Raw genomic sequence first — 20,292 nt, 5'->3', positions numbered from 1 at the left:
GAGGGCCGGGTCCCCCTCCGGACCCGGCCCTCTTCGTGTGCCCGCTCAGGCGCTGCGCAGCGCCGCCGTCGAGCCCCGGACCACCAGCTCCGGCTGGAACACGTACTCCGTGCGCTGTACGGGGCTGCCGCCGATCTCCTCCAGCAGCGCGCCTACCGCGGCCGCCGCCATCGCCTGGACCGGCTGGCGGACCGTGGTCAGCGGCGGGTCGGTGAACGCGATGAGCTGCGAGTCGTCGAAGCCCACCACGGACACGTCGCGCGGCACGTCGAGCCCGCGGTCCCGGGCCGCGCGGACCACGCCCAGCGCCATCAGGTCGCTGCCGCAGACGATCCCGGTGCACCCCCGGTCGAGCAGCGCGCCCGCCGCGACCTGGCCGCCCTCGACGCTGAACAGCGTGGAGCAGACGAGGAGTTCGGCTTCCGCGCGGTCCAGGCCGAGCACCGAGACCGCGGCGTCCACGAAGCCGTCCCGCTTCCGGCGCGAGGGCACATAGCGCTGCGGCCCTATGGCCAGGCCCACCCGGCGGTGGCCGAGTTCGGCGAGGTGGCTCACGGCCATCCGCACGGCGGCGGTGTCGTCGGGCGAGACGAACGGGGCGCTGATCCGCTCGTTGTACCCGTTGATCAGGACGAACGGCACCCCGCGCTCGGTCAGCGCGGCGTAGCGCGCCGGGTCGGCCGAGGTGTCGGCGTGCAGCCCGGACAGGAAGACGATGCCGCCGACGCCGCGCTCGACCAGCTGCTCGACCAGCTCGTCCTCGGTGGCGCCGCCGGGCAGCTGGGTGCAGAGCACCGGCGTGTAGCCGTGCCCGGCGAGCACCTGCTCCACGGACTGGGCGAACGCCGGGAAGATCGGGTTGGTCAGCTCGGGGGTGACCAGACCGATCAGCCCGGCGCTGCGCTGCCGCAGCCGCACGGGCCGTTCGTAGCCCAGGATGTCGAGCGCCGCGAGCACCCGCTGACGCGTGGTGTCCGCGACGCCCGGCTTGCCGTTGAGGACCCGGCTGACGGTCGCCTCGCTGACGGACGCCTGGCCGGCGATGTCCGACAGCCTGAGCGCGCCGCCCGCACCGGGGCCCCTCGGCAGGGGGACGGTCGTCACACCGTCCACCACACCGTGGTGTCGGCGGGCAGCTCGACCGTGTCGCCGTCGGCCCGGACCGGCGCGCTGGACAGCAGGACCGTGCCCTGTACGGGGATGCGGACCGGCGCGCCCGTGGTGTTGACGGTGCAGACGAACCCGGGGCGCGCGAAGGCGAGCAGCCCCGCCGGGGCGTCCAGCCAGCGCACCTCGGCGCCCGCGCCGAGCCCGGGGTGGGCCCGGCGGGCGGTGATCGCGGCCCGGTACAGCTCCAGCGTGGAGCCGGCCGCGCCGGTCTGCGCCTCGACACTCAGCTCGCCCCAGCCGGTGGGCTGCGGGAGCCAGCTGCCGCCCGCGCCGAAGCCGTACGAGGAGCCCTCGCGGGTCCACGGGATCGGGACGCGGCAGCCGTCGCGGAAGCCGTCCTGGCCGTCGGCCCGGAAGAACGACGGGTCCTGGCGGGCCTCGTCGGGCAGGTCGGTGACGTCCGGCAGGCCCAGCTCCTCGCCCTGGTAGACGTAGGCGGAGCCGGGCAGCGCCAGCATCAGGAGGCTGGCCGCGCGGGCCCGGCGCAGGCCCAGCTCGCGGTCGCCGGGGGTGCGGATCTGGGTGCCGAGGCCCGCGGGGTTGGCGAACCGGGTGGCGTGCCGGGTGACGTCGTGGTTGGAGAGCACCCAGGTGGTGGGGGCGCCGACCGGGCGCATGGCGTCGAGCGAGGTGTCGATGACCTCGCGGAGCGCGGCGGCGTCCCAGGCGGTGGCCAGGTACTGGAAGTTGAACGCCTGGTGCATCTCGTCGGGGCGCACGTAGTTGGCGGTGCGCTCGACGGTGGGCGTCCACGCCTCGGCGACGGCGATCCTGTCGCCGGGGTACTCGTCCAGGATGGTGCGCCAGCTGCGGTAGATCTCGTGCACCCCGTCCTGGTCGAAGAACGGCATGACATCGTTTCCGAGCAGCTTCAGCTGGTCGTGGGTGCCGAGGTCGGGCAGCCCCTCGGCCTTGACCAGGCCGTGCGCGACGTCCACGCGGAAGCCGTCGACGCCCATGTCGAGCCAGAAGCGCAGGATCGAGCGGAACTCGTCGGCGACCGCCGGGTGATCCCAGTTGAAGTCGGGCTGCTCGGGCGCGAAGAGGTGGAGGTACCAGTCGCCGGGGGTGCCGTCCGGGTTCACCGTGCGGGTCCAGGCGGGGCCGCCGAAGATGGACTCCCAGTCGTTGGGCGGGAGTTCGCCGTCGGTGCCCTTGCCGGGGCGGAAGTGGTAGCGGTCGCGCAGCGCGGAGCCGGGGCCCTCGGTGAGCGCGCGCTTGAACCACTCGTGCTGGTCGGAGGAGTGGTTGGGCACCAGGTCGACGATGATCCGCAGGCCCAGGTCGTGGGCGTCGCGGATGAGCGCGTCGGCGTCCAGGAGGCTGCCGAACATCGGGTCGATGGCCCGGTAGTCGGCGACGTCGTACCCGGCGTCCGCCTGCGGGGACGCGTAGAACGGGCTGAGCCAGACCGCGTCGACGCCGAGTTCCTTGAGGTACGGGAGTCTGCCGCGTACGCCTGCGAGATCGCCCATGCCGTCACCGTTGCCGTCGGCGAAGCTGCGCGGATAGACCTGGTAGATCACCGCGTCCTGCCACCAGCCGGTGCGGTGGCCGGCGGCGTCGTCGGACGTGCCGGTGGAGGGGGCAGCGAGGTGCTGGGTCATGTCGTCCCTGGGGTGTCTGGGTGGGGGGTGGCGCCGGGACCGGGTCGGGATTCCGGCGCCACCGTGACTGGTGCGTGCGTGCGGGTCGTACGGGCGGTACTCAGCCCTTGACGGCTCCGGCGGACATGCCGGTGACCAGGTGCTTCTGGGCGAACAGGAACACCAGGGCCGCGGGTATCGCGATCAGTACGGACGCGGCGGTCATCGGGCCCCACTGGGCGCCGTACTGGTTGACGAACAGCTGGAGGCCGCCCGCGAGGGTGAGGTTGTCCTCGCCGACCATGAAGGCGGAGGCGTACGCCACCTCGCCCCAGGCGGTGATGAAGGAGTAGAACGCGGTGACCGCGAGGCCCGGCTTGGCCAGCGGCAGGATGAGCCGCCAGAAGGTGCCGAACGGGGTGAGGCCGTCGACCTGCCCCGACTCGTCGATCTCGCGCGGGATGGTGTCGAAGAAGCCCTTCATCATCCAGGCGCAGAACGGCACCGAGATGGTCAGGTACGTGATGACGAGACCGGCGGGCTTATTGAGCAGCCCCATGCCGGCCATGATGTTGTAGATCGGCACGATGAGGACGGCGACCGGGAACATCTGGGTGACCAGCAGCGTCCACATCAGCCCGCGCTTGCCGGGGAACCGGAAGCGGCTGACGGCGTAGCCGGTGGAGGCCGAGACGATGACGCCGATGAGCGTGGTGAGGCCCGCGACGATCAGCGAGTTGCCGAACCAGGTCAGGAACTTCGTGTCCTTGATGAGGTTCGTGTAGTTCTCGAACGTCGTGTCCTTGAAGAAGTCCGTGGTGGTGGCGAACTCGGCGGGCTTCAGCGAGGTGAGCAGGACCCACAGCACGGGGAACACGGCGATCACGGACGCGACGATCAGCGTGAGGTGCAGTGCGGTGGAGGCCAGCGGCGAGCGCTCGCCGCGCCGCCGGACCTTGGTGGTGGGGGCGGGTGCGGTGGTCACCAGTCGTCTCCCTGGGTGCGCAGGACTCGCCGGTAGACCGCGGCGAAGATCAGCAGGAGTACGAGGATCAGCACGCCCCACGTCGAGGACTGCGCGAAGTCGCGCGGGCTGATCTCGAAGGAGAACTTGTACGCCTGGGTGACCAGGATCTGGGTGGCTTCGCCGGGTCCGCCGCGGGTGAGCAGGAAGATCACCGGGAACATGTTGAAGGTCCAGATGGTGGAGAGCAGGATGACGGTCGTGGAGACCGGCCGCAGTCCGGGCAGCGTGACGTGGCGGAAGCGCTGCCAGGCGGTGGCGCCGTCCATCTCCGCGGCCTCGTACTGCTCGCTGGGGATGGACTGGAGGCCGCCGAGCAGGGCGACCATCATGAACGGCACGCCGAGCCACACGTTGACGACGATGACGGAGACCTTGGCGATGGTCGGGTCGCCCAGCCAGTCGATGCCGTCGATGCCGCCGCCGGCGAGGATCTTGTTGAGCAGCCCGCGGTCCTGGTTGTAGAGGAACCGCCAGGCGAAGACGGAGACGAAGCCGGGGATGGCCCAGGGCAGGATGAGCGCCATCCGGTACGCGGAGCGGCCGGCGATCCTCCGGTTGAGGATGTTGGCCAGGGCCATGCCGAGGCCGAAGGTGATGGCCACGCAGGAGACCGTCCACACCAGGGTCCACCCGAGCGTGCCGAGGAACTGGTTGCCGGTGAGCGCGTCGGCGTAGTTGTCCAGGCCGACGAACTCGTACGTGGCGGGCAGGTGGTTGACCCCGATGGACCGTGCGACGTTGCGCTCGTTGGCGTCGGTCAGCGACAGGTAGATGCCGCGGACCAGGGGGTAACCGATGATCACGCCGATCACGACGACGACCGGGGCCACCATCGTCCAGGCGTACCAGTGCGTCGACAGGGCCCGCCGTATCCGTCCCGGCGGCGGGGGGTTACCAGTACCGCGGCTCCGGCCGCGGGCGACGTCGTCGCCCGCGGCCTTCACCACCGACTGGCTGGTGTGGACAGCCATCAGCCGGCCTGCCTTCCTGAGTTACTTCCAGCCCTTGAGGAGCTTGCGGTAGGAGTCGCCGGTCGCCTTGACCGCCTTCTCCGGGGTCGTCTGACCGGTGAGGACCTTGGTGTACTCGGTGACGAGCGGCGCGAAGAGGCTGCCGGTCTCCGGGATCCAGGGGCGCTCGACGGCGCTCTCGACGACCGGCTTGAAGAAGCCGACGATCTCGTTGTTGACGACCGGCTCCTCGGCGTAGGCGGAGGTACGGGTCGGCAGGAGGTTCAGCTCCTTGGTGACCTGGGCCTGCGTCTTGACGGAGGTCATGTAGTCGACGAAGGCGTAGGAGGCGTCCAGGTTCTTGGAACCGGCGTAGACGGCCAGGTTGTGGCCGCCCTGCGGGGCGCCCTGCGCGGCGGAGCCGGACGGGACCGGGGCGACGCCCAGATTGGCCTTGTCCTTGAACTCCTTGCCGGTGTAGGTGTCGGCGACGGCCCACGGGCCGTTGATCATCATCGCGACGTCGCCGTTCTTGAACGACGCCTGCATGTTCTCCCAGCCGTCCGTGGCGTCCGTCTTGGCGGCGCCCGAGTCGACCAGGTCCTTGACGACCTTCATGGCCTTGACACCGGCGGCGTCGTCGATGGTGACGGTCTTGTCGGCGGCGTTGACCATGTCGCCGCCCTCGCCGTACAGGAAGGACAGGAACCAGTAGGCGTCGTCGCCGCGCAGGTAGAAGCCGGTCTTGCCGGTCTTCGCCTTGATCTTCTTGGAGACGGTCTTCAGCTCGTCGATGGTGGTGGGGACCTCGACGCCGGCCTCCTTGAACATCTTCTTGTTGTAGAAGATGCCCATGGAGTCGATCACCTGCGGCACCGCGTACGTCTTGCCGTTGTACTTGGTGGACGCGGCGGCCTGCTTCAGGAAGTCGTCCTGCTTCTGCAGGGCGGCGGTGCCGTCCAGCGGGGCCAGGTAGCCGAGGTCCGCGAACTCGGGGTCCAGGCGACCTCGGAGCGGATCACGTCGGGGGCGCCGGAGCCGGCCTGCGCCGCGTTCTTGAACTTGTTCTGCGCGTCACCGAAGGGCACGTTGACGTACTTGACGTCGACCTTCGGGTGCAGCTTCTCGAAGCCCTCGGCGATCTTCTTGAAGACCTTGTCCTCGCTGCCCGCGGTGGAGGTGTCCCACCACGTCACGGTGCCGGAGAGCTCGCCCGAGCTCTTGGAACCGCCGTCGGACTTGTCGTCGCTGCCGCAGGCGGTCGCCGCGAGCGCCAGGGCCGCGACCAGGGCGGTGGCCGTTATGCCACGTCGCATCTGAACTCCTTCAACTGCCGTACCGCTCCGTCGCGGCGCCGGGTCGACGTGAACGTAACAAGGATGAAAGACGACCGAAAGAGTTTGCGGAAGATTTCTGCAAGCTCCGGCGATCGTTACATTGGCGTGTCCGCAAGGTTGCCGTCAAGCCACTTGACGAAACTCCCCGATCCCTGCCACACCAGGCTCACCAGCCCCGATTCCGCAGTGCGACGATCCGACCGCAGCCGGCAAACCGGGCCCGCAAGACCTTGCAAGACGTTGCCGCCGGAAGCCGCGGAGCGCGGCTCGGGGCGTACCGAGGCGGCCGGTCCCGCCCGAATCCTGCGCATGGTGGGCAATCCGACCCGCTCCCGGTACAGTCCAATGCCATGACCGCACGGCTTGCCGATATCGCAACTCAGGCGGGGGTCAGCGAAGCGACGGTCAGCCGTGTACTGAACGGCAAGCCCGGGGTAGCCGCTGCCACCCGCGAATCCGTCCTCGCGGCGCTCGACGTACTCGGCTACGAACGGCCCGTACGGCTGCGCAGGCGCAGCGCGGGGCTCGTCGGCCTGATCACGCCCGAGCTGGAGAACCCGATCTTCCCGGCGCTCGCCCAGGTCATCGGGCAGGCGCTGACCCGGCAGGGCTACACCCCGGTCCTCGCGACCCAGACCCCGGGCGGCTCCACCGAGGACGAGCTGACCGAGATGCTGGTCGACCGGGGCGTCTCCGGGATCATCTTCGTCTCCGGGCTGCACGCCGACACCTCCGCCGACATGGGGCGCTACGAGCAACTGCGCGCCCAGGGCGTGCCCTTCGTGCTGGTCAACGGCTTCTCGCCCAAGGTGCAGGCACCCTTCATCTCGCCGGACGACCGGGCCGCGATGCGGCTGGCGGTGACGCATCTGGTGTCGCTCGGCCACACCCGGATCGGGCTGGCGGTCGGCCCGAAGCGCTTCGTGCCGGTGCTCCGCAAGATCGAGGGCTTCCACGCCACGATGCGCGAGCAGTTGAACCTCACGGCGGACGAGGTCGAGGAGCTGATCCAGCACTCCCTCTACACGCTGGAGGGCGGCCAGGCCGCCGCCTCCGCGCTGATGGAGCGGGGCTGCACGGCGGTGGTGTGCGCGAGCGACATGATGGCGCTCGGCGCGATCAGGGCCGCCCGCCGGCTCTCCCGCGAGGTCCCGCGCGAGCTGTCCGTCGTGGGTTACGACGACTCGCCGCTCATAGCGTTCACCGATCCGCCGCTGACCACGATCCGCCAGCCGGTGACGGCCATGGGCCAGGCCGCGGTGCGCACGCTCCTGGAGGAGATCGGCGGCACGCCCGCCCCGCACAGCGAGTTCGTCTTCATGCCGGAGCTGGTCGTACGCGGCTCCACCGCGGCGGGCCCCGGCCAGGACAGTGCCGCCCCCGCCGCCCTTCCAGGGTCGCACGCGGAGGCGTAACCGGCCCGTCGCCCGCCCCTGGGCCGGTCCCGCCGGACGTGCAACTCGCGCCCCGCCGGAGGATCATCGGGCAGAGAAGGCAAATCTGGCAGACTCTGTGCCTATGGGTGAATTGAGCGTGAAACGACAGGAAGGCCGCACGGAGGCCACCCCGTCACCCATCGTGAACGAGGCGGCTCCCGAGGCGAACACCAAGCAGTCCGGTCGCGCACACGGGCTCGGCAGAGCGCTCGACAGACCACTCGCTCACGTCGCGTCCCGGCTGCGCTCCCCCCGGTCACCCCGGCGGCCCCGCCTCTGGTTCGAAATCCTGCTCGTCGCGATGAGTTACTGGGTGTACTCGCTGGTGCGCAACGCGGTCCCGGAGCAGAAGGCGGCCGCCCTCGCCAACGCGGACTGGCTGTGGTCGGTCGAACGGTTCCTCGGCATCGCGGTCGAGCAGTCCGTCAACCACGCGGTCAACTCGGTGACATGGCTCATCGTGTCGATGAACTACTACTACGCGACGCTGCACTTCATCGTCACGATCAGTGTGCTCGTATGGTTGTTCCGTCGGCATCCCGGCCGGTACGCGGCAGCCCGGCTGGCCCTGTTCGCGACCACGGCCGTCGCGCTCCTCGGCTACTACCTGTACCCGTTGGCACCGCCCCGCCTGATGAACGGCGGCCACTTCATCGACACGGTCCTGGTCCACCAGACCTGGGGTTCGATGGCGTCGGGCAACTTCAAGAACATGTCGAACCAGTACGCGGCGATGCCGTCGATGCACATCGGCTGGTCCCTCTGGTGCGGCCTGACCGTCTTCGCCCTGGCCTCGGCCCCGTGGGCCCGCATCCTGGGGCTGCTGTATCCCACGGTGACCCTGATGGTCATCGTGTCGACGGCGAACCACTTCTGGCTGGACGCGGTGGGGGGCATGGCGTGCCTGGCGTTCGGTTACGCGGTGTCGTACGCGTGGTACGGGTCGCTGCCGCACCGGCTGCCCAGGTGGATCCCGCGCAAGTCCGGCCGCCCGCGCCTCAGCGCGCTCGGGGCGCAACCCCACCGCGAGCCTGCGGCGACCCGACGCTAGCCCCCCGGGGCTCCGCCCCGGACCCCGCTCCTCAATCGCCGGAGGGGCTGGGTTTTCGCGCCCCACCGGCTCAGCCGCCGTAGAACCGTTCCTCCACGACGGCCCGCGCCCGCCGCGTCACCCGGCGGTAGTCGTCGAGCATGTCCCCGACGTGCCCCTCCTCGTACCCCAGGTACCGCCCCACGGCGGTCAGCTCGCGCGGGACCGAGGGGAACGTGTCGCCGGGACGCCCCCGTACGAGCATCACCGCGTTGCGGACGCGGGTCGCGAGGACCCACGCCTCGTCCAGGGTCTGGGCGTCCTCCTCCGGGATCAGGTCCGCCGCGCACGCCGCGGCCAGCGCGGCGCGGGTGCGGGTGGTGCGAAGGCCCGGGATCTCGTGGCCGTGCCGCATCTGCATCAGCTGGACCGTCCACTCGACGTCGCTCAGCCCGCCGCGCCCCAGCTTCGTATGGAGCGCCGGGTCCGCCCCGCGCGGCAGCCGCTCGGACTCCATCCGGGCCTTGAGCCGCCGGATCTCGCGGACGGCGTCCTCGCCGAGCCCGTCCGCCGGATACCGCAGGGGGTCGATCAGCTCCACGAACTCCGCGCCGAGGTCCAGGTCCCCCGCCATCGGCTCGGCCCGCAGCAGGGCCTGGCTCTCCCAGCCCAGGGACCAGCGCCGGTAGTACGCGTCGTACGACTTCAGGGTGCGTACGAGTGGCCCGTTCTTGCCCTCGGGGCGCAGGTCGGGGTCGATGAGGAGCGGCGGGTCCGCGGTGGGCAGCTGGAGGAGGCGCCGCATCTCGGAGACCACGCGGTTCGCGGCCCGCCCCGCCTCCTGCTCGTCCACGCCCTCCCGGGGCTCGTGGACGAAGAGGACGTCCGCGTCGGAGCCGTATCCCAGCTCGTGCCCGCCGAACCGCCCCATGCCGATGACGGCGAACCGGGTCGGCAGGATGTCCCCCCACTCCGCGCGGACGGCGGCCCGCAGCGCACCGGCGATCGTGACGGCGTTCAGGTCCGTCACGGCGCTGCCGACCCGGTCCACGAGGGCCCCGGGGTCGGACTCCGCGGGGCTGTCCTCCGTACCGTACGAGCCGATGAGGTCGGCGGCCGTCGTGCGGAACAGCTCGCGCCGGCGCACCCCGCGCACCACCGCGACGGCCGTCTCCGCGTCGTCCGCGCGGCCGACGGCGGCCAGCACCTCCTGCTCCAGGTGGACCCGGCTGCGCGGGGCCAGGCCCTGCGGGTCGCCGAGGATGGAGACGGCCTCGGGGGCGCGCAGCAGCAGGTCCGGGGCGAGGCGCCCGGCCGACAGGACCCGGGCGAGGTTCTCGGCGGCGGCCCCCTCGTCGCGCAGGAGCCGCAGATACCAGGGGGTCTTGCCGAGCGCGTCGGACACCTTGCGGAAGCCGAGGAGCCCGGCGTCCGGGTCGGCGGAGTCCGCGAACCAGCCGAGGAGCACGGGCAGCAGGGTGCGCTGGATGGCGGCCTTGCGGGAGACCCCGGACGACAGCGCCTCCAGGTGGCGGAGGGCGGCGGCCGGGTCCTCGTAACCGAGGGCTACGAGCCGGGCGGTGGCGGCCTTGGTGCTGAGCCGGGACTCGCCGGGCGCGAGCTGGGCGACGGCGTCGAGCAGCGGCCGGTAGAACAGCTTCTCGTGCAGCCGCCGCACCACGGACGCGTGCCGCCGCCACGCCTGGTTCAGCTCAGCGATGGGGTCGGTGCGCAGCCCGAGGGAGCGGCCGAGGCGCCGCAGGTCGGGCTCCTCGTCGGGGACGAGGTGGGTGCGGCGCAGCCGGTAGAGCTGGATGCGGTGCTCCATGGCGCGCAGGAAGCGGTAGGCGTCGTCCAGCTGGACGGCGTCGACGCGCCCCACGTAGCCGCCCTCGGCGAGCGCCCCCAGCGCCTCCAGGGTCGATCCGCTCCGCAGGGCGGGGTCGCTGCGGCCGTGCACGAGCTGGAGGAGTTGCACGGCGAACTCGACGTCCCGCAGCCCGCCCGGCCCGAGCTTCAGCTCCCGGTCGACGCGGTCGGCGGGGATGGTGTCCACGACCCGGCGGCGCATCTTCTGCACGTCGGGGACGAAGTTCTCCCGGTCCGCGGCCTGCCAGACGAGCGGCGAGACCGCCTCGACGTACTCCTCGCCGAGCGCCCGGTCCCCGGCGACCGGCCAGGCCTTCAGGAGCGCCTGGAACTCCCACGTCTTGGCCCAGCGCTGGTAGTACGCGAGGTGCGAGGAGAGCGTGCGGACGAGGGGGCCGTTGCGGCCCTCGGGGCGGAGGTTGGCGTCGACGGGCCAGATGGTGCCCTCGACGGTGGTGTCGGAGCAGATCCGCATGAGGTGCGAGGCGAGCCGGGTCGCCGCCTGCATGGCCCCGCTCTCCTCGGCGCCGTCGGCGGGTTCCGCGACGAAGATGACGTCCACGTCGGAGACGTAGTTCAGCTCGTGGCCGCCGCACTTGCCCATCGCGATGACCGCGAGGCGGCACTGCGCGGCGTCGTCGGGGGCGGCGGCCGAGGCGATACGGAGGGCGGCGCGCAGGGTCGCGGTGGCGAGATCGGCCAGCTCGGCTGCGGTCTCCGCGACGTCCGTGGTGCCGCAGACGTCCCGGGCGGCGATGGACAGCAGGCACCGCCGGTAGCCGACGCGCAGGGCGTCCGGCCCGTCCGCCCCGGCCAGCTCCTGCTCGAACTCGGCGACCCCGGGGTGCAGGTCGGCGGCCTCGTACGTGACGAGGGCCTGCCAGTCGCGCGGGTGCCGGGCCAGATGGTCCCCGAGCGCCTCGGAGGAGCCGAGCACCCCGAGCAGCCGGTCCCGCAGGGGCTTCGCGGTGACCAGGGTGTCCAGCAGGATCTGCCGCTCCCCCGCCTCCTCCGCCTCCACCAGCCGGACGAGGCCGCGCAGCGCGAGGTCGGGGTCGGCGGTGGCCCCGAGCGCGTCCAGGAGCACGGAGTCGGTGCGTACGGAGGCGAAGTCCGGCAGGTCGAGCAGCCGCTCGGCGGCGGACGGGTCGGTGAATCCGTGCCGCAGCAGTCGGGTGAACGTACTGCTCCTGCGCCCCGGCACCATGGTCATCCCGCGCTCTCCCGCTCGCCGCCCGATCAGCTCCCAGCCTTCGGAGTTTAGGCGGTACGGGCGCGGCGTGCGGGGAGCGTCCCGGTGAGGACGGTCGCGTACCGCTCCTCGCAGGAGTCGACGCGCGTCACGAGCCCGCTGTCCGCCAGGACCCCGGCGGCGGTCTCCGCCTGCCGCTCGCTCGTCTCGACGAGGAGGCTGCCGCCCGGGGCGAGCCAGCGCGGCGCCTCGGCCGCGACCCGGCGCAGGACGTCGAGGCCGTCGCCGCCGCCGTCGAGCGCGACGAGCGGTTCGTGGACGCGGGCCTCGGCGGGGAGGAGGGCGACATCGCCGGTCGGTACGTACGGCACGTTGGCGAGGAGCACGTCGACGCGCCCGCGCAGGGTGCCGGGCAGGGGCGCGAAGAGGTCGCCCTCGTACACCCGCCCGCGCTCCCCCACGTTGCGCCGGGCGCAGCGTACGGCGGCGGGCTCGACGTCGGAGGCGTGCAGCTCGACCCGGTCCAGGGCGGCGGCGAGCGCGGCGCCGAGCGCGCCGGAGCCGCAGCACAGGTCGACCACGACGGCCGGGTCCGGGGCGAGGGCGACGGCCCGGTCGATCAGGAACTCGGTGCGGCGGCGGGGGACGAAGACGCCGGGGTCGACGGCGATCCGGAGCCCGGCGAACTCGGCCCAGCCGAGGACGTGTTCCAGCGGGTGCCCGGCGGCGCGCCGTGCGGCCATGGCTTCGATGTCGGCGGGGCGGGCGGCGGTGGCGGCGATGAGCCCGGCCTCGTCCTCGGCGAAGACGCAGCCGGCGGCGCGGAGGGCGGCGGCGAGGGAGGAGAGGTCGGACGGTGACAGCGGGACCGGCATGGTGCGGAGCCTTTCGGAGGAACGCCGAGGGGTGCTCCGCGACAGGCCCTATTTCCGGTCGGCCACGCGTTCGCGGGAGGGGAGCACCCGGGTCGATACAGCGGTAATGGGTCCCACCTCCTTGGTCGTGTCCCCGTGCGGGGATGCGAAAGACTACCGCAGGTTTCAGCGCCTTCCGGGCCGGTACTCGTTGCCGCCGTTGACGAAGCTGTTGTGGACGGCGACCGAGTTGTTGGCGGCGCGGACGTTGCGTATCTCCGCGCTGTGCTGCCGCTCGATCTCCTGGCCGTCGAAGTTGTGCGTACGCCGCCGGTGGCGCAGGTTGACCTTCACGATCAGGCAGACGATGGTGCTCAGGAGCAGCCCGAACACAATGAGAACCGCGTGCATGGTGTCCCCCCGTTCCCCGGGTCACGGCGGCCCGCAGGACGCGTGATCTTCCGCCCATTGTCGGGTACGGGCGGGGGGTGGTCCAGGGTCCGGCCCGTCAAGTGCGCTTGGTGGGTTCGTCGTTGACAGGCGGTGGGCGAGGTCGCGGCGGGAGAGCGCACCGGTCTTGCGCATGGCGCGGGCGATGTGCTGCTCCACCGTCCGGGGGACAGGTGGAGCGTCGCGGCGATCTCCCGGTTGGTCAGGCCGGTGGCCGCGAGCTGGGCGACCTCCGCCTCCCGGGGGGACAACTCGTCGGCGTGCGAGGGGCGTCCGGGCGGGCGCCCCTTCTTCACCGGACGCTGGGTGCGGAGCAGGGCCCTGACCCGGGCCGCGTCCCAGACGGCGCCCAGCTCGGTGAAATTCCGGGCGCAGGTCTCCAGTTCGGCGACCGCCGACAGGATGGAGGGGGGCGCGGCGGTGTCCCCGCCCTCGTCTCCCGGGCCGGCATCCGCTTCGGCGGCCACGAGCACACAGCGCGCGGCACCCTCCGCGGTCAGTGCCCGGCTGTAGGGGTGAGGCATGACCTCGTACGCTGCCGCGGCCTCCTGGTACAGCCTCGCGGCCCGCAGGAGCCGGTCCCGGTCCCGCTCCTCCCCGGCGGGCGCTTCCGTCTCGGTCAGGACGGCCCTGCCCCAGATCAGTGCGGCCTGGGCGGCGGGCGCGTCACGTCGGCCCACGCCCTCGGAGAAGGTGCGGACCATGGTGTGCGCCGCGGTCGTGTCGCCCGCGCGTGCCACCGCCTCCACGGCCCACGGCAGGAGTTCCGGACCCCACGTCCACACCCCCTTCTCGGCGAGGGCCGTCCAGGCGGCGCGTGCCCGCTCCGCCGCGGCTTCCACCTCCTGGCGGGCCAGGGCGAGGCGGATCGCGGCGCCGGCCGCCGTCGCGGCCAGCGGCACGGGCAGGTTCTCGGGCCGGGTCGTCCCGCGCTGGGACAGCCAGGGCCCCGCCTCTCCCCAGTCGCCCTGGGCGAGGGCGAGCATGCCTCGTACGACGTAGGCGTCGGAGGCGAGGAACGGCATGTCGGCGGTCGCCGCGACGAAGTCCTCGCACCGCTCGGCCAGGCCGGTCCATTGACCTGTCCACCACTCCTGGAGCAGCCGCGCCCCCAGCGCCGTGTGCTCCTGGTAGGGCGCGCCACTGCGCGCGGCCAGGTCGAGCCCTTCCGCGAGCAGGGCCTCCGCCCGGTCGTGGAAGCCGAGCCAGACCGCAGAGTTCGCCGCGTTGCACAGGCCGCGCGCGGCCTGCCGGGCGCAGGCGGGGTCCGTGTCCTTGCCGGACAGTTCCCTGACCAGTTCCCACGCCCCCGGGTCGGCGCAGCTCAGGGCGAGGTCGGCGTGGTTGGCGAGGACCGCCGTGCGCATGGCCTCGTCCCCGCCGGCGTCCGCGAGGGCGACGGCCTTGGCCATCCACTCCCGGGCGGCCTCGATGTGGTCGCCCGGTACGAAGGTGCTGGACAGTGCCGCCATGGCGCGGGCGGCCAGGACCGGCCGGACCTCGCACAGTTCGGCGGCGGCGGTCTCCAGCACCTGGCGTCCCTCGGGCCCCCGGCCCATCTGGTTGGCCAGCATCAGGCCGAGGTCGAGACGCAGCTCTCCGCGGACGGCCGGGGGGAGGGAGGCGTCCCGCACGATCTGCGCGAGCACGTCGACGGTCTGGTCCGAGCGCAGGCCGGTCACCGCGCTGCGGGCGAGGAGCGGCGCGAGGCGGGCCCGGCTCCGCGGGGGCAGACCGGGCGTGGCCAGGGTCCTTTCCAGCAGTGTGACGGCCTGCTGGTGGCGCCCGGCCGCGGCGGCGGCCCCGGCCGCCTTCTCCACCGCGCCGAGCCACTTGCGGGTCTCGCCGGCCGCCCTGTGGTGTTCGGCGACGTCCGCCCAGGGCACGGGCTGCCTGCCGCGCAGTACGGCCGCCGCCCGGGCGTGCAGGTCCTGGCGGACGGGGCCGGGCACGGAGGCCCGTACGGCCGGTGCGGCCAGCGGGACGGCGAAGCCGTAGCGGCCCTCGGCCGGCTCCGCGAGGGCCGCCGCCTCCAGGGCCCGGAGCAGCGCGCCGGTCCCGGCCGCCGCTCCGAGCCCCGACACCGCGATCAGTTCGTCCCTGGGGGCGGGCGCGCCGAGGACGGCTGCCGCCCAGACCACCGGCCGGTGCTCCGGGGGCAGCGTGTGTGTCCGGCTCAGCACGAGTTCCGCGAGGCGGGTCGGCACACCGGCCGCCTCCACCTCGGCGGCCGTGCCGGTGAACGGCGGTTGCCGCTCCCGCAGTACGGCGAGGAGGTCGACGACCACTCGGGGCACTCCGCCGGTGAGCTCGTGGAGTCTGCGCGCCGCCTCGGCCGTGCAGCTCCCGCCCAGCGCTTCCGAGGCGGCGCGGTGGACGCGTTCCTCGTCCCAGGGCGCCAGCCGGTGCCGGAGCACGGTGAGCCGGGAGGGGTACGTCACCGGCGGGCCGCCCAACGGCAGTCCGGGGACGGGGAGTTCCTCGGGTCGGTAGGCCACGGCGGCGGCGGAGCCCGGCTCCAGTCCGCCGAGGACGCGGCGGAGTCGGCGCAGTTCGTCCTCGCCGGCCCGGTGGACGTCGTCGACCAGCCACAGGGTGGGCGCCCGCCGGGGCCCGTCCTCGCCGGGAGGTCCGGTACCGGCTCCGCACCGCCACCGCACGCGGGCCGTGTGCGCCGTCGCGGGCAGGTCGGCCAGGGCCTGGAGCAGGTGGCTCTTGCCCTCACCGGCGGCGCCCTCAACGAACAGCAGGACCGGCTCGGCATGCTCGTCGGTGAGGGCGCGGGCCAGGGGCCGCAGGGCGGAACCGCGCGTCTGGACCACGGCGTCACCCTCGCTCTCGTTCTGCCGGACGGTGCGGAGACGGGGCGCCCGGCACCGCGCCGCCGGTGCCCGCACCGTACCAAGGCCGTGGCGGAGGCGGGGGTCCGCCGGAGTTCAGTCCGCCCAGCCCCACTCGACGCCGTAGACGCCCGGTGCCGCCTTCATGGGCAGCAGGTGCGTCGTATGGAGGCCGTCGAGGGCCGCGAGCTGCCGGCCGGGCTCGGCGCCGAGCCGTCTGCGGTAGTGGTGCCAACACCTCGACGGCACGGCCGAGGGGTGGAAGCGGACCTGGAGCAGATAGCTCTGCAAGGGGGTGGTGACCCGGGATTCGTGCTGGTGGGAGACGCCCTCGGTCGCGGCGGTACGCACGGTGTACTCGACGACCGCGGTCTCGTTCCTGACCAGTCGGCGGCCGAAGGGGATCTCGGCGACGACACAGTTCGCCTCCGCCCGGAACCAGGTGCGCGGGGCCGGGCCCGAGGGGACGGTGACGTCGAAGGCGTCGCCCCGCGCGCCGTCCAGGGCGTGGACGACCGTCAGGTGGCGCGCGTCCCGGTGGGCCGCTCTGACCGCGACGGTGACGCGGATCTCGTCGACGAGGCGGTGCTCGTTCACGCGTACCGCCTCGTGGACGACCAGCCGCCGCAGACCGGCGTTGAAGTGCGGGAAGGCGTCCCCGAGGGCCTGTTCGACGTCGGAGTCCTCGCCGTACAGGCCACGGACGGCGGCCGGGTCGTGGGGCGGGACCCAGCCGCGCGGCCGGCGCCGCAGCAGGGAACGCAGGGCGCCGCCGGGGAGGCCGAGGAACGGCTCCAGGAGGTCGACGGCACACAGGGACCGGGCCTTCTCCGGCTGGCTGCGGCCGCTCTGCCAGTAGCTGAGGGTGGCGACGCTGAGGGTGATTCCGTGGGCCTCGAGGTGATCGCGTACGTCCTCCAACGGCAGCCCGCGCCGTTGCAGGGCCTGTTTGAACGTCGTTGCGAACATCGTGTCCGGGTCGGTGGTGTGGGGGGTGTGCACCATGGCGTCTTCCAGCGGGTGGAGGTCTTCGGACGGGAGTCGCGGCCGGGGCGGACGGGCCCCGCCGGGGAGCAGCCGGGGCCGCTCGCCTTGTTGCGCGAGCGGCCCCGGCCTTTCCCCTTGCGGACGTGCTCAGTTGGTGTTGAGCGTCAGCCCGTAGTACTGGAGGGCGTCACCGAGCGGCTGGAAGTACGAGGAGCCGCGGGAGTTGACGCCGCCGGTGCACTGCTGATTGGTCGGGCCGCCGGAGGTCATGCCCTGGGCCTGGTTGCCGGAGATGTACGCACCACCGCTGTCACCGCCCTCGACGCAGACGCTGGAGGCGCCCAGGCCGGTGATCACCGTGTCGGGGCCGCCGTTGAGATCGACGTACGTGACGGTGTTGTTGTACGAGGTGATCGAACCGCAGGTCCAGCCGGTGGTGGCACCGGACTTGCAGATCGCGGCGCCGACGGCGGCCCGGCTGCTGCCCTTGACCGCGACCGTCTTGGTGCTGCCCTGGTTCCAGGTGCCGACGGCGGTGACGATCGAGTGACCGGAGTTGACGGTAGCAATGCCCATGTCAACACTGTTGCTGCCGAGCTTGTAGCGGGTGTGGTAGCCCTGGGCGAAGGCCGTTCCGTCGTAGCGCAGGGTGTTCACGACGCAGTGCCCGGCGCTCACCAGGTACTGCTTGCCGGAGCTGTCGTGGGCGCCGTAGCCGACGGAGCACCAGCCGGTGGTGTTGTTCAGCGTCATCTTGCTGCCGGGGTAGATCGCGGCCTTGGCCTCGAGCTGGTCCTCGCCGCGCACGATCTCGACGGCGGCGCCGTACCCGGCGGCCTTGGCGAGGAACGCCTTGGCGGCGGCACCCCGGTCGTTGTTGACCTTGACGGTCACCTTGTCGGAGGCCAGGTCCACGGACCAGGAGGCCACTCCGGAGGGGACCTTCTTCGCGGCGAGGGCGTCCAGCCGGGACTTCACCTTGTCCAGGGCCGCCTGACCTCTCGCGGGCACCCGCGCCGCGAGGCCGGCCTTCTCGACCTCGGCCGCCTCGGCCTTGTCCCCGACGTTGACGGTCAGCTTGCCGGAGCCGTCGAAGAAGGCCCCGTCGCCGGCTATGCCGCTTTTCGTGAGCGCGGCGAGCCTGGCCTGCTGGGCGTCCTGCCGGACCAGCCGTTCGGTCGCGGCCTGCTCGCTCACACCGAGCGATGCGGCCAACGCCCGGACCATCTCGGGCTGGTAGCGGGGGGCGGACTCCGTCTCCTGCGCCTGGGCCAGGGTCTGGGTTCCCAGAACGGCCGAGGCCGAGAGCGCGAGGCCCAGCGCTGCCATGCGGTACTTACGGGAGTTACGCACGTTGATCCCTTCTGATGGCAGCCAGAAACTCAAGGGGGGTGTACGCCGGAATGCGTGAACAACGCACCGGCGAAGGCGGTTTCTGGCTAACGGAAAGTCATCGACTCGCCGCGAACGGAACTATTGCCCAGCGATCGAAGGGATTTCAAGACGCAGGCATCGGGAAATTTTCTTAACAGAGGCGGCAGCATTCCTGTTGAATGCGCCTCCCTGATGTAACGACGAGCCGTCGGGCTCGCCGTTACATCAGGGAGGCGCATTCACGTATACGCAGAGAACCCGGCCCATCCCGGGGCGCGGCCGGTGGGCCGGGATACGTAGGGGTCATCGGCCGCTCCGGATACGGAGGGACGGGCGCGGCACGGCGTTTCCGACCGACCCGTTCTTTTTCTACGTATCCGTAAATCGGTGATCCGTATGGAATCGGCAGCGATCCGCACCCTACGATTCCGACGGAGCCCGAGAGACATCCACAGATGATTTCCGCGGTTCCGGCCCGGCCCGGTGCCGGCCACTCGAAGACCACCACCCGCTTCGAAGCCGCCGCCACCGATCACGCCATGGGCCGCGGCGAGAAAGCCCGCCGCGGCCCATGGTCATCGGCACCCCGAAAATCTGTCACCGGAATTCGTGGGTCACCGCGATCTCACCGACGATGTGCGCGTTGAACTCTTCCAACTCCTCTGCCGGGACCCACAGTTCCAGGATCGTCCGCCCACCCGCCTGCTGAACGGGGTACCGGCTCAGGAACTCCGTCTCGACCTCGAAGCGGGTCACGTAACCGACGCCGCTGTGCTTGACGTTCCAGTCGCGGGCAATCCGGATCGCGTAGTCCTCGTTGAGGACCGGGTAGAAGATCGGCTGCTCGGGGAGGCGAGGGGGCCAGGCGCGCCAGTTCAGCTCGCGCACCAGGGCCAGCTCCTCGGGGCCGGTGGGGCGCCACAGGGTGGTGGTCACGGGGCGCCCTCCGCCTCGTTCTTCCGGCTCGCCAGAACCTTCCGGGTCCATTGCGTATCGGTGTGGTCCTCGCCCTGCACGCGCACCATGTCGGCCAGGACCTCTTCGTACGCGGCCAGAGCTCCGGCCCTGTCTCCGGCTTCCCATAGGTGGCCGGCGTGGTTGAAGCGCGTGATGAGCACCTGCGGGTGGTCCGCGCCCAGGGCGTCCGCCCGGGCGGCCAGCAACCGTCCGTGGACCTCCAATGCGGCTGTCGCGTCCCCGAGTTCACGCAGCCGATGAGCCTCGTGCCGGAGGCCGACGGTCTCCGGGGCCTCCTCACGCAACGTCCGGTCGCGGACATCGAGCTCCCGGTACGCCCGAGCAACCCAGTCCGTCCGCCGCCCTCTGCGCACCACCTCGGCAACGCATCCGGCGGTCAGCAGGACCGCAGCGACCTTCCACCCTCGCGACATACACGCCCTCCCGGTCACACCGACGTTTACGGTATCGACGGCCCACACGGGTGCCCGGGTTCCCTCAACCACCCCACTTCTGCGGGACCTCCGCTACGCCACGAGCGGCCGCACGGCCTCGATGGCCTCGAAGATGTCGGCATCGCTCGCCTGCTGCCACTCCGGCAACGCGTCCCAGTCAGCGACGTACCCGGCCTTCGGCTCCCCGGGAAAGTGCCGCCGCACCCCGGCAATCCAACTCTCCCGAAACAACCGCCCACCTTCGGTCTGCGACATGAACACACCTTTCCTCACGCTGTGTTGAGCAAGCCGATCTGCGCCCTCAGCTCCACGACACGCTGGTCGCGGACCAAGGGGCCGAACTCGTCGCGCAGGGCACGGAGTCTACGGGCGACATCGACGGTGAAGTCGTCAACTGCGGCCCGGCCGAGGATGGCGTCCAGCTCGGCGGACCGGTCCAGGTGCCATCGCAGCGCTTCGGGCTCGTCGGCGTGGCGCTGGGCCAGGCGCTGGTGGATGACTGGGAGTTCGGCCCGCAGCCAGCACACCGTGAGATCAACACCTACGGCATCGGCCGGCTGCTTCCGCTCGTCCTGGCGCTCGACCACACCGGCCAAAACCAGGCGGGCCGCTCCCGCATCGAGATAGTTGCCGGCGGCACTCCGCAGGTTCCGCAGGAGCAAGCCGAAGTTGAAACGGTCACCAGGAGGCGCGGGCCACGACTTCCTCAGCCAGTCGAGGTCGAGCACCGCGTGAGAGACTCCGGCGTCGGCAAGAAGGTCGCCCACTGCTCGCCGCC

At 71.9% G+C, this 20,292-nt stretch carries 15 protein-coding genes and 2 pseudogenes; 2 read left to right on the top strand and 15 right to left on the bottom strand.

What is annotated here, in order from left to right:
* Nucleotides 1-45 precede the first annotated feature (45 nt).
* The 5 genes and pseudogenes from NEH16_RS22995 to NEH16_RS22975 form a co-directional block, all read right to left on the bottom strand.
* The gene (locus NEH16_RS22995) at nt 46-1,116 is read right to left on the bottom strand and encodes a LacI family DNA-binding transcriptional regulator (RefSeq protein WP_265544673.1); all 1,071 of its coding nucleotides are present in this window, start codon (nt 1,114-1,116) and stop codon (nt 46-48) included.
* Entirely contained in the window at nt 1,101-2,777 is a 1,677-nt protein-coding gene (locus NEH16_RS22990) for a glycoside hydrolase family 13 protein (protein WP_265544671.1), read from the bottom strand. The genes NEH16_RS22995 and NEH16_RS22990 overlap by 16 nt, the downstream gene beginning before the upstream one ends.
* Nucleotides 2,778-2,877: 100 nt before the next feature.
* Nucleotides 2,878-3,744, bottom strand: a complete 867-nt coding sequence (locus NEH16_RS22985; RefSeq protein WP_265547337.1) for a sugar ABC transporter permease — start codon at nt 3,742-3,744, stop codon at nt 2,878-2,880.
* Nucleotides 3,738-4,754, bottom strand: a complete 1,017-nt coding sequence (locus NEH16_RS22980; protein ID WP_073965481.1) for a carbohydrate ABC transporter permease — start codon at nt 4,752-4,754, stop codon at nt 3,738-3,740. Before NEH16_RS22980 ends, NEH16_RS22985 begins: the two co-directional genes overlap by 7 nt.
* A gap of 21 nt (nt 4,755-4,775) precedes the next feature.
* Nucleotides 4,776-6,049: pseudogene (locus NEH16_RS22975) on the bottom strand (extracellular solute-binding protein).
* A gap of 371 nt (nt 6,050-6,420) precedes the next feature.
* On the opposite strand from NEH16_RS22975, the gene NEH16_RS22970 reads away from it, so the two are divergent.
* Both NEH16_RS22970 and NEH16_RS22965 read left to right on the top strand, forming a co-directional pair.
* On the top strand, nt 6,421-7,485 hold the full coding sequence (locus NEH16_RS22970) for a LacI family DNA-binding transcriptional regulator (protein ID WP_265544668.1): 1,065 nt from the start codon (nt 6,421-6,423) through the stop codon (nt 7,483-7,485).
* A gap of 163 nt (nt 7,486-7,648) precedes the next feature.
* Entirely contained in the window at nt 7,649-8,557 is a 909-nt protein-coding gene (locus NEH16_RS22965) for a phosphatase PAP2 family protein (protein ID WP_265547335.1), read from the top strand.
* 70 nt (nt 8,558-8,627) lie between these two features.
* Here the strand turns inward: NEH16_RS22965 and NEH16_RS22960 are convergent, their stop codons facing one another.
* The 10 genes and pseudogenes from NEH16_RS22960 to NEH16_RS22915 form a co-directional block, all read right to left on the bottom strand.
* Nucleotides 8,628-11,618, bottom strand: a complete 2,991-nt coding sequence (locus NEH16_RS22960) for a bifunctional [glutamine synthetase] adenylyltransferase/[glutamine synthetase]-adenylyl-L-tyrosine phosphorylase (protein ID WP_265544666.1) — start codon at nt 11,616-11,618, stop codon at nt 8,628-8,630.
* Between the two features lie 47 nt (nt 11,619-11,665).
* Nucleotides 11,666-12,472, bottom strand: a complete 807-nt coding sequence (locus NEH16_RS22955) for a putative protein N(5)-glutamine methyltransferase (RefSeq protein ID WP_265544665.1) — start codon at nt 12,470-12,472, stop codon at nt 11,666-11,668.
* Between the two features lie 165 nt (nt 12,473-12,637).
* Nucleotides 12,638-12,862, bottom strand: a complete 225-nt coding sequence (locus tag NEH16_RS22950) for a hypothetical protein (RefSeq protein WP_265544664.1) — start codon at nt 12,860-12,862, stop codon at nt 12,638-12,640.
* A 21-nt stretch (nt 12,863-12,883) separates the two neighbouring features.
* A pseudogene (locus NEH16_RS22945) lies at nt 12,884-15,723 on the bottom strand (LuxR C-terminal-related transcriptional regulator).
* A gap of 114 nt (nt 15,724-15,837) precedes the next feature.
* Nucleotides 15,838-16,746, bottom strand: coding sequence for a hypothetical protein (locus NEH16_RS22940; RefSeq protein WP_265544663.1), 909 nt, complete (start codon nt 16,744-16,746; stop codon nt 15,838-15,840).
* A gap of 129 nt (nt 16,747-16,875) precedes the next feature.
* Nucleotides 16,876-18,057, bottom strand: a complete 1,182-nt coding sequence (locus tag NEH16_RS22935; RefSeq protein ID WP_265547333.1) for a S1 family peptidase — start codon at nt 18,055-18,057, stop codon at nt 16,876-16,878.
* A gap of 642 nt (nt 18,058-18,699) precedes the next feature.
* Complete coding sequence (locus tag NEH16_RS22930) at nt 18,700-19,089, bottom strand: hypothetical protein (RefSeq protein WP_374215607.1); 390 nt, start codon at nt 19,087-19,089, stop codon at nt 18,700-18,702.
* A complete protein-coding gene (locus NEH16_RS22925; protein ID WP_265544660.1) occupies nt 19,035-19,493 on the bottom strand; it encodes a tetratricopeptide repeat protein in 459 nt (152 codons plus the stop codon). The genes NEH16_RS22930 and NEH16_RS22925 overlap by 55 nt, the downstream gene beginning before the upstream one ends.
* A 93-nt stretch (nt 19,494-19,586) precedes the next feature.
* Nucleotides 19,587-19,769: a hypothetical protein gene (locus tag NEH16_RS22920; protein WP_265547505.1), complete on the bottom strand. Its 183-nt coding sequence runs from the start codon at nt 19,767-19,769 to the stop codon at nt 19,587-19,589.
* Nucleotides 19,770-19,783: 14 nt separating this feature from the next.
* The gene (locus NEH16_RS22915) at nt 19,784-20,242 is read right to left on the bottom strand and encodes a hypothetical protein (RefSeq protein ID WP_265544659.1); all 459 of its coding nucleotides are present in this window, start codon (nt 20,240-20,242) and stop codon (nt 19,784-19,786) included.
* Nucleotides 20,243-20,292: the final 50 nt, after the last annotated feature.

This window comes from Streptomyces drozdowiczii, from assembly GCF_026167665.1.
Lineage (GTDB): Bacteria > Actinomycetota > Actinomycetes > Streptomycetales > Streptomycetaceae > Streptomyces > Streptomyces drozdowiczii_A.
The sequence above is the reverse complement of the archived record's forward strand: the minus strand, read 5'-3'. Positions and strand labels throughout refer to the sequence as shown.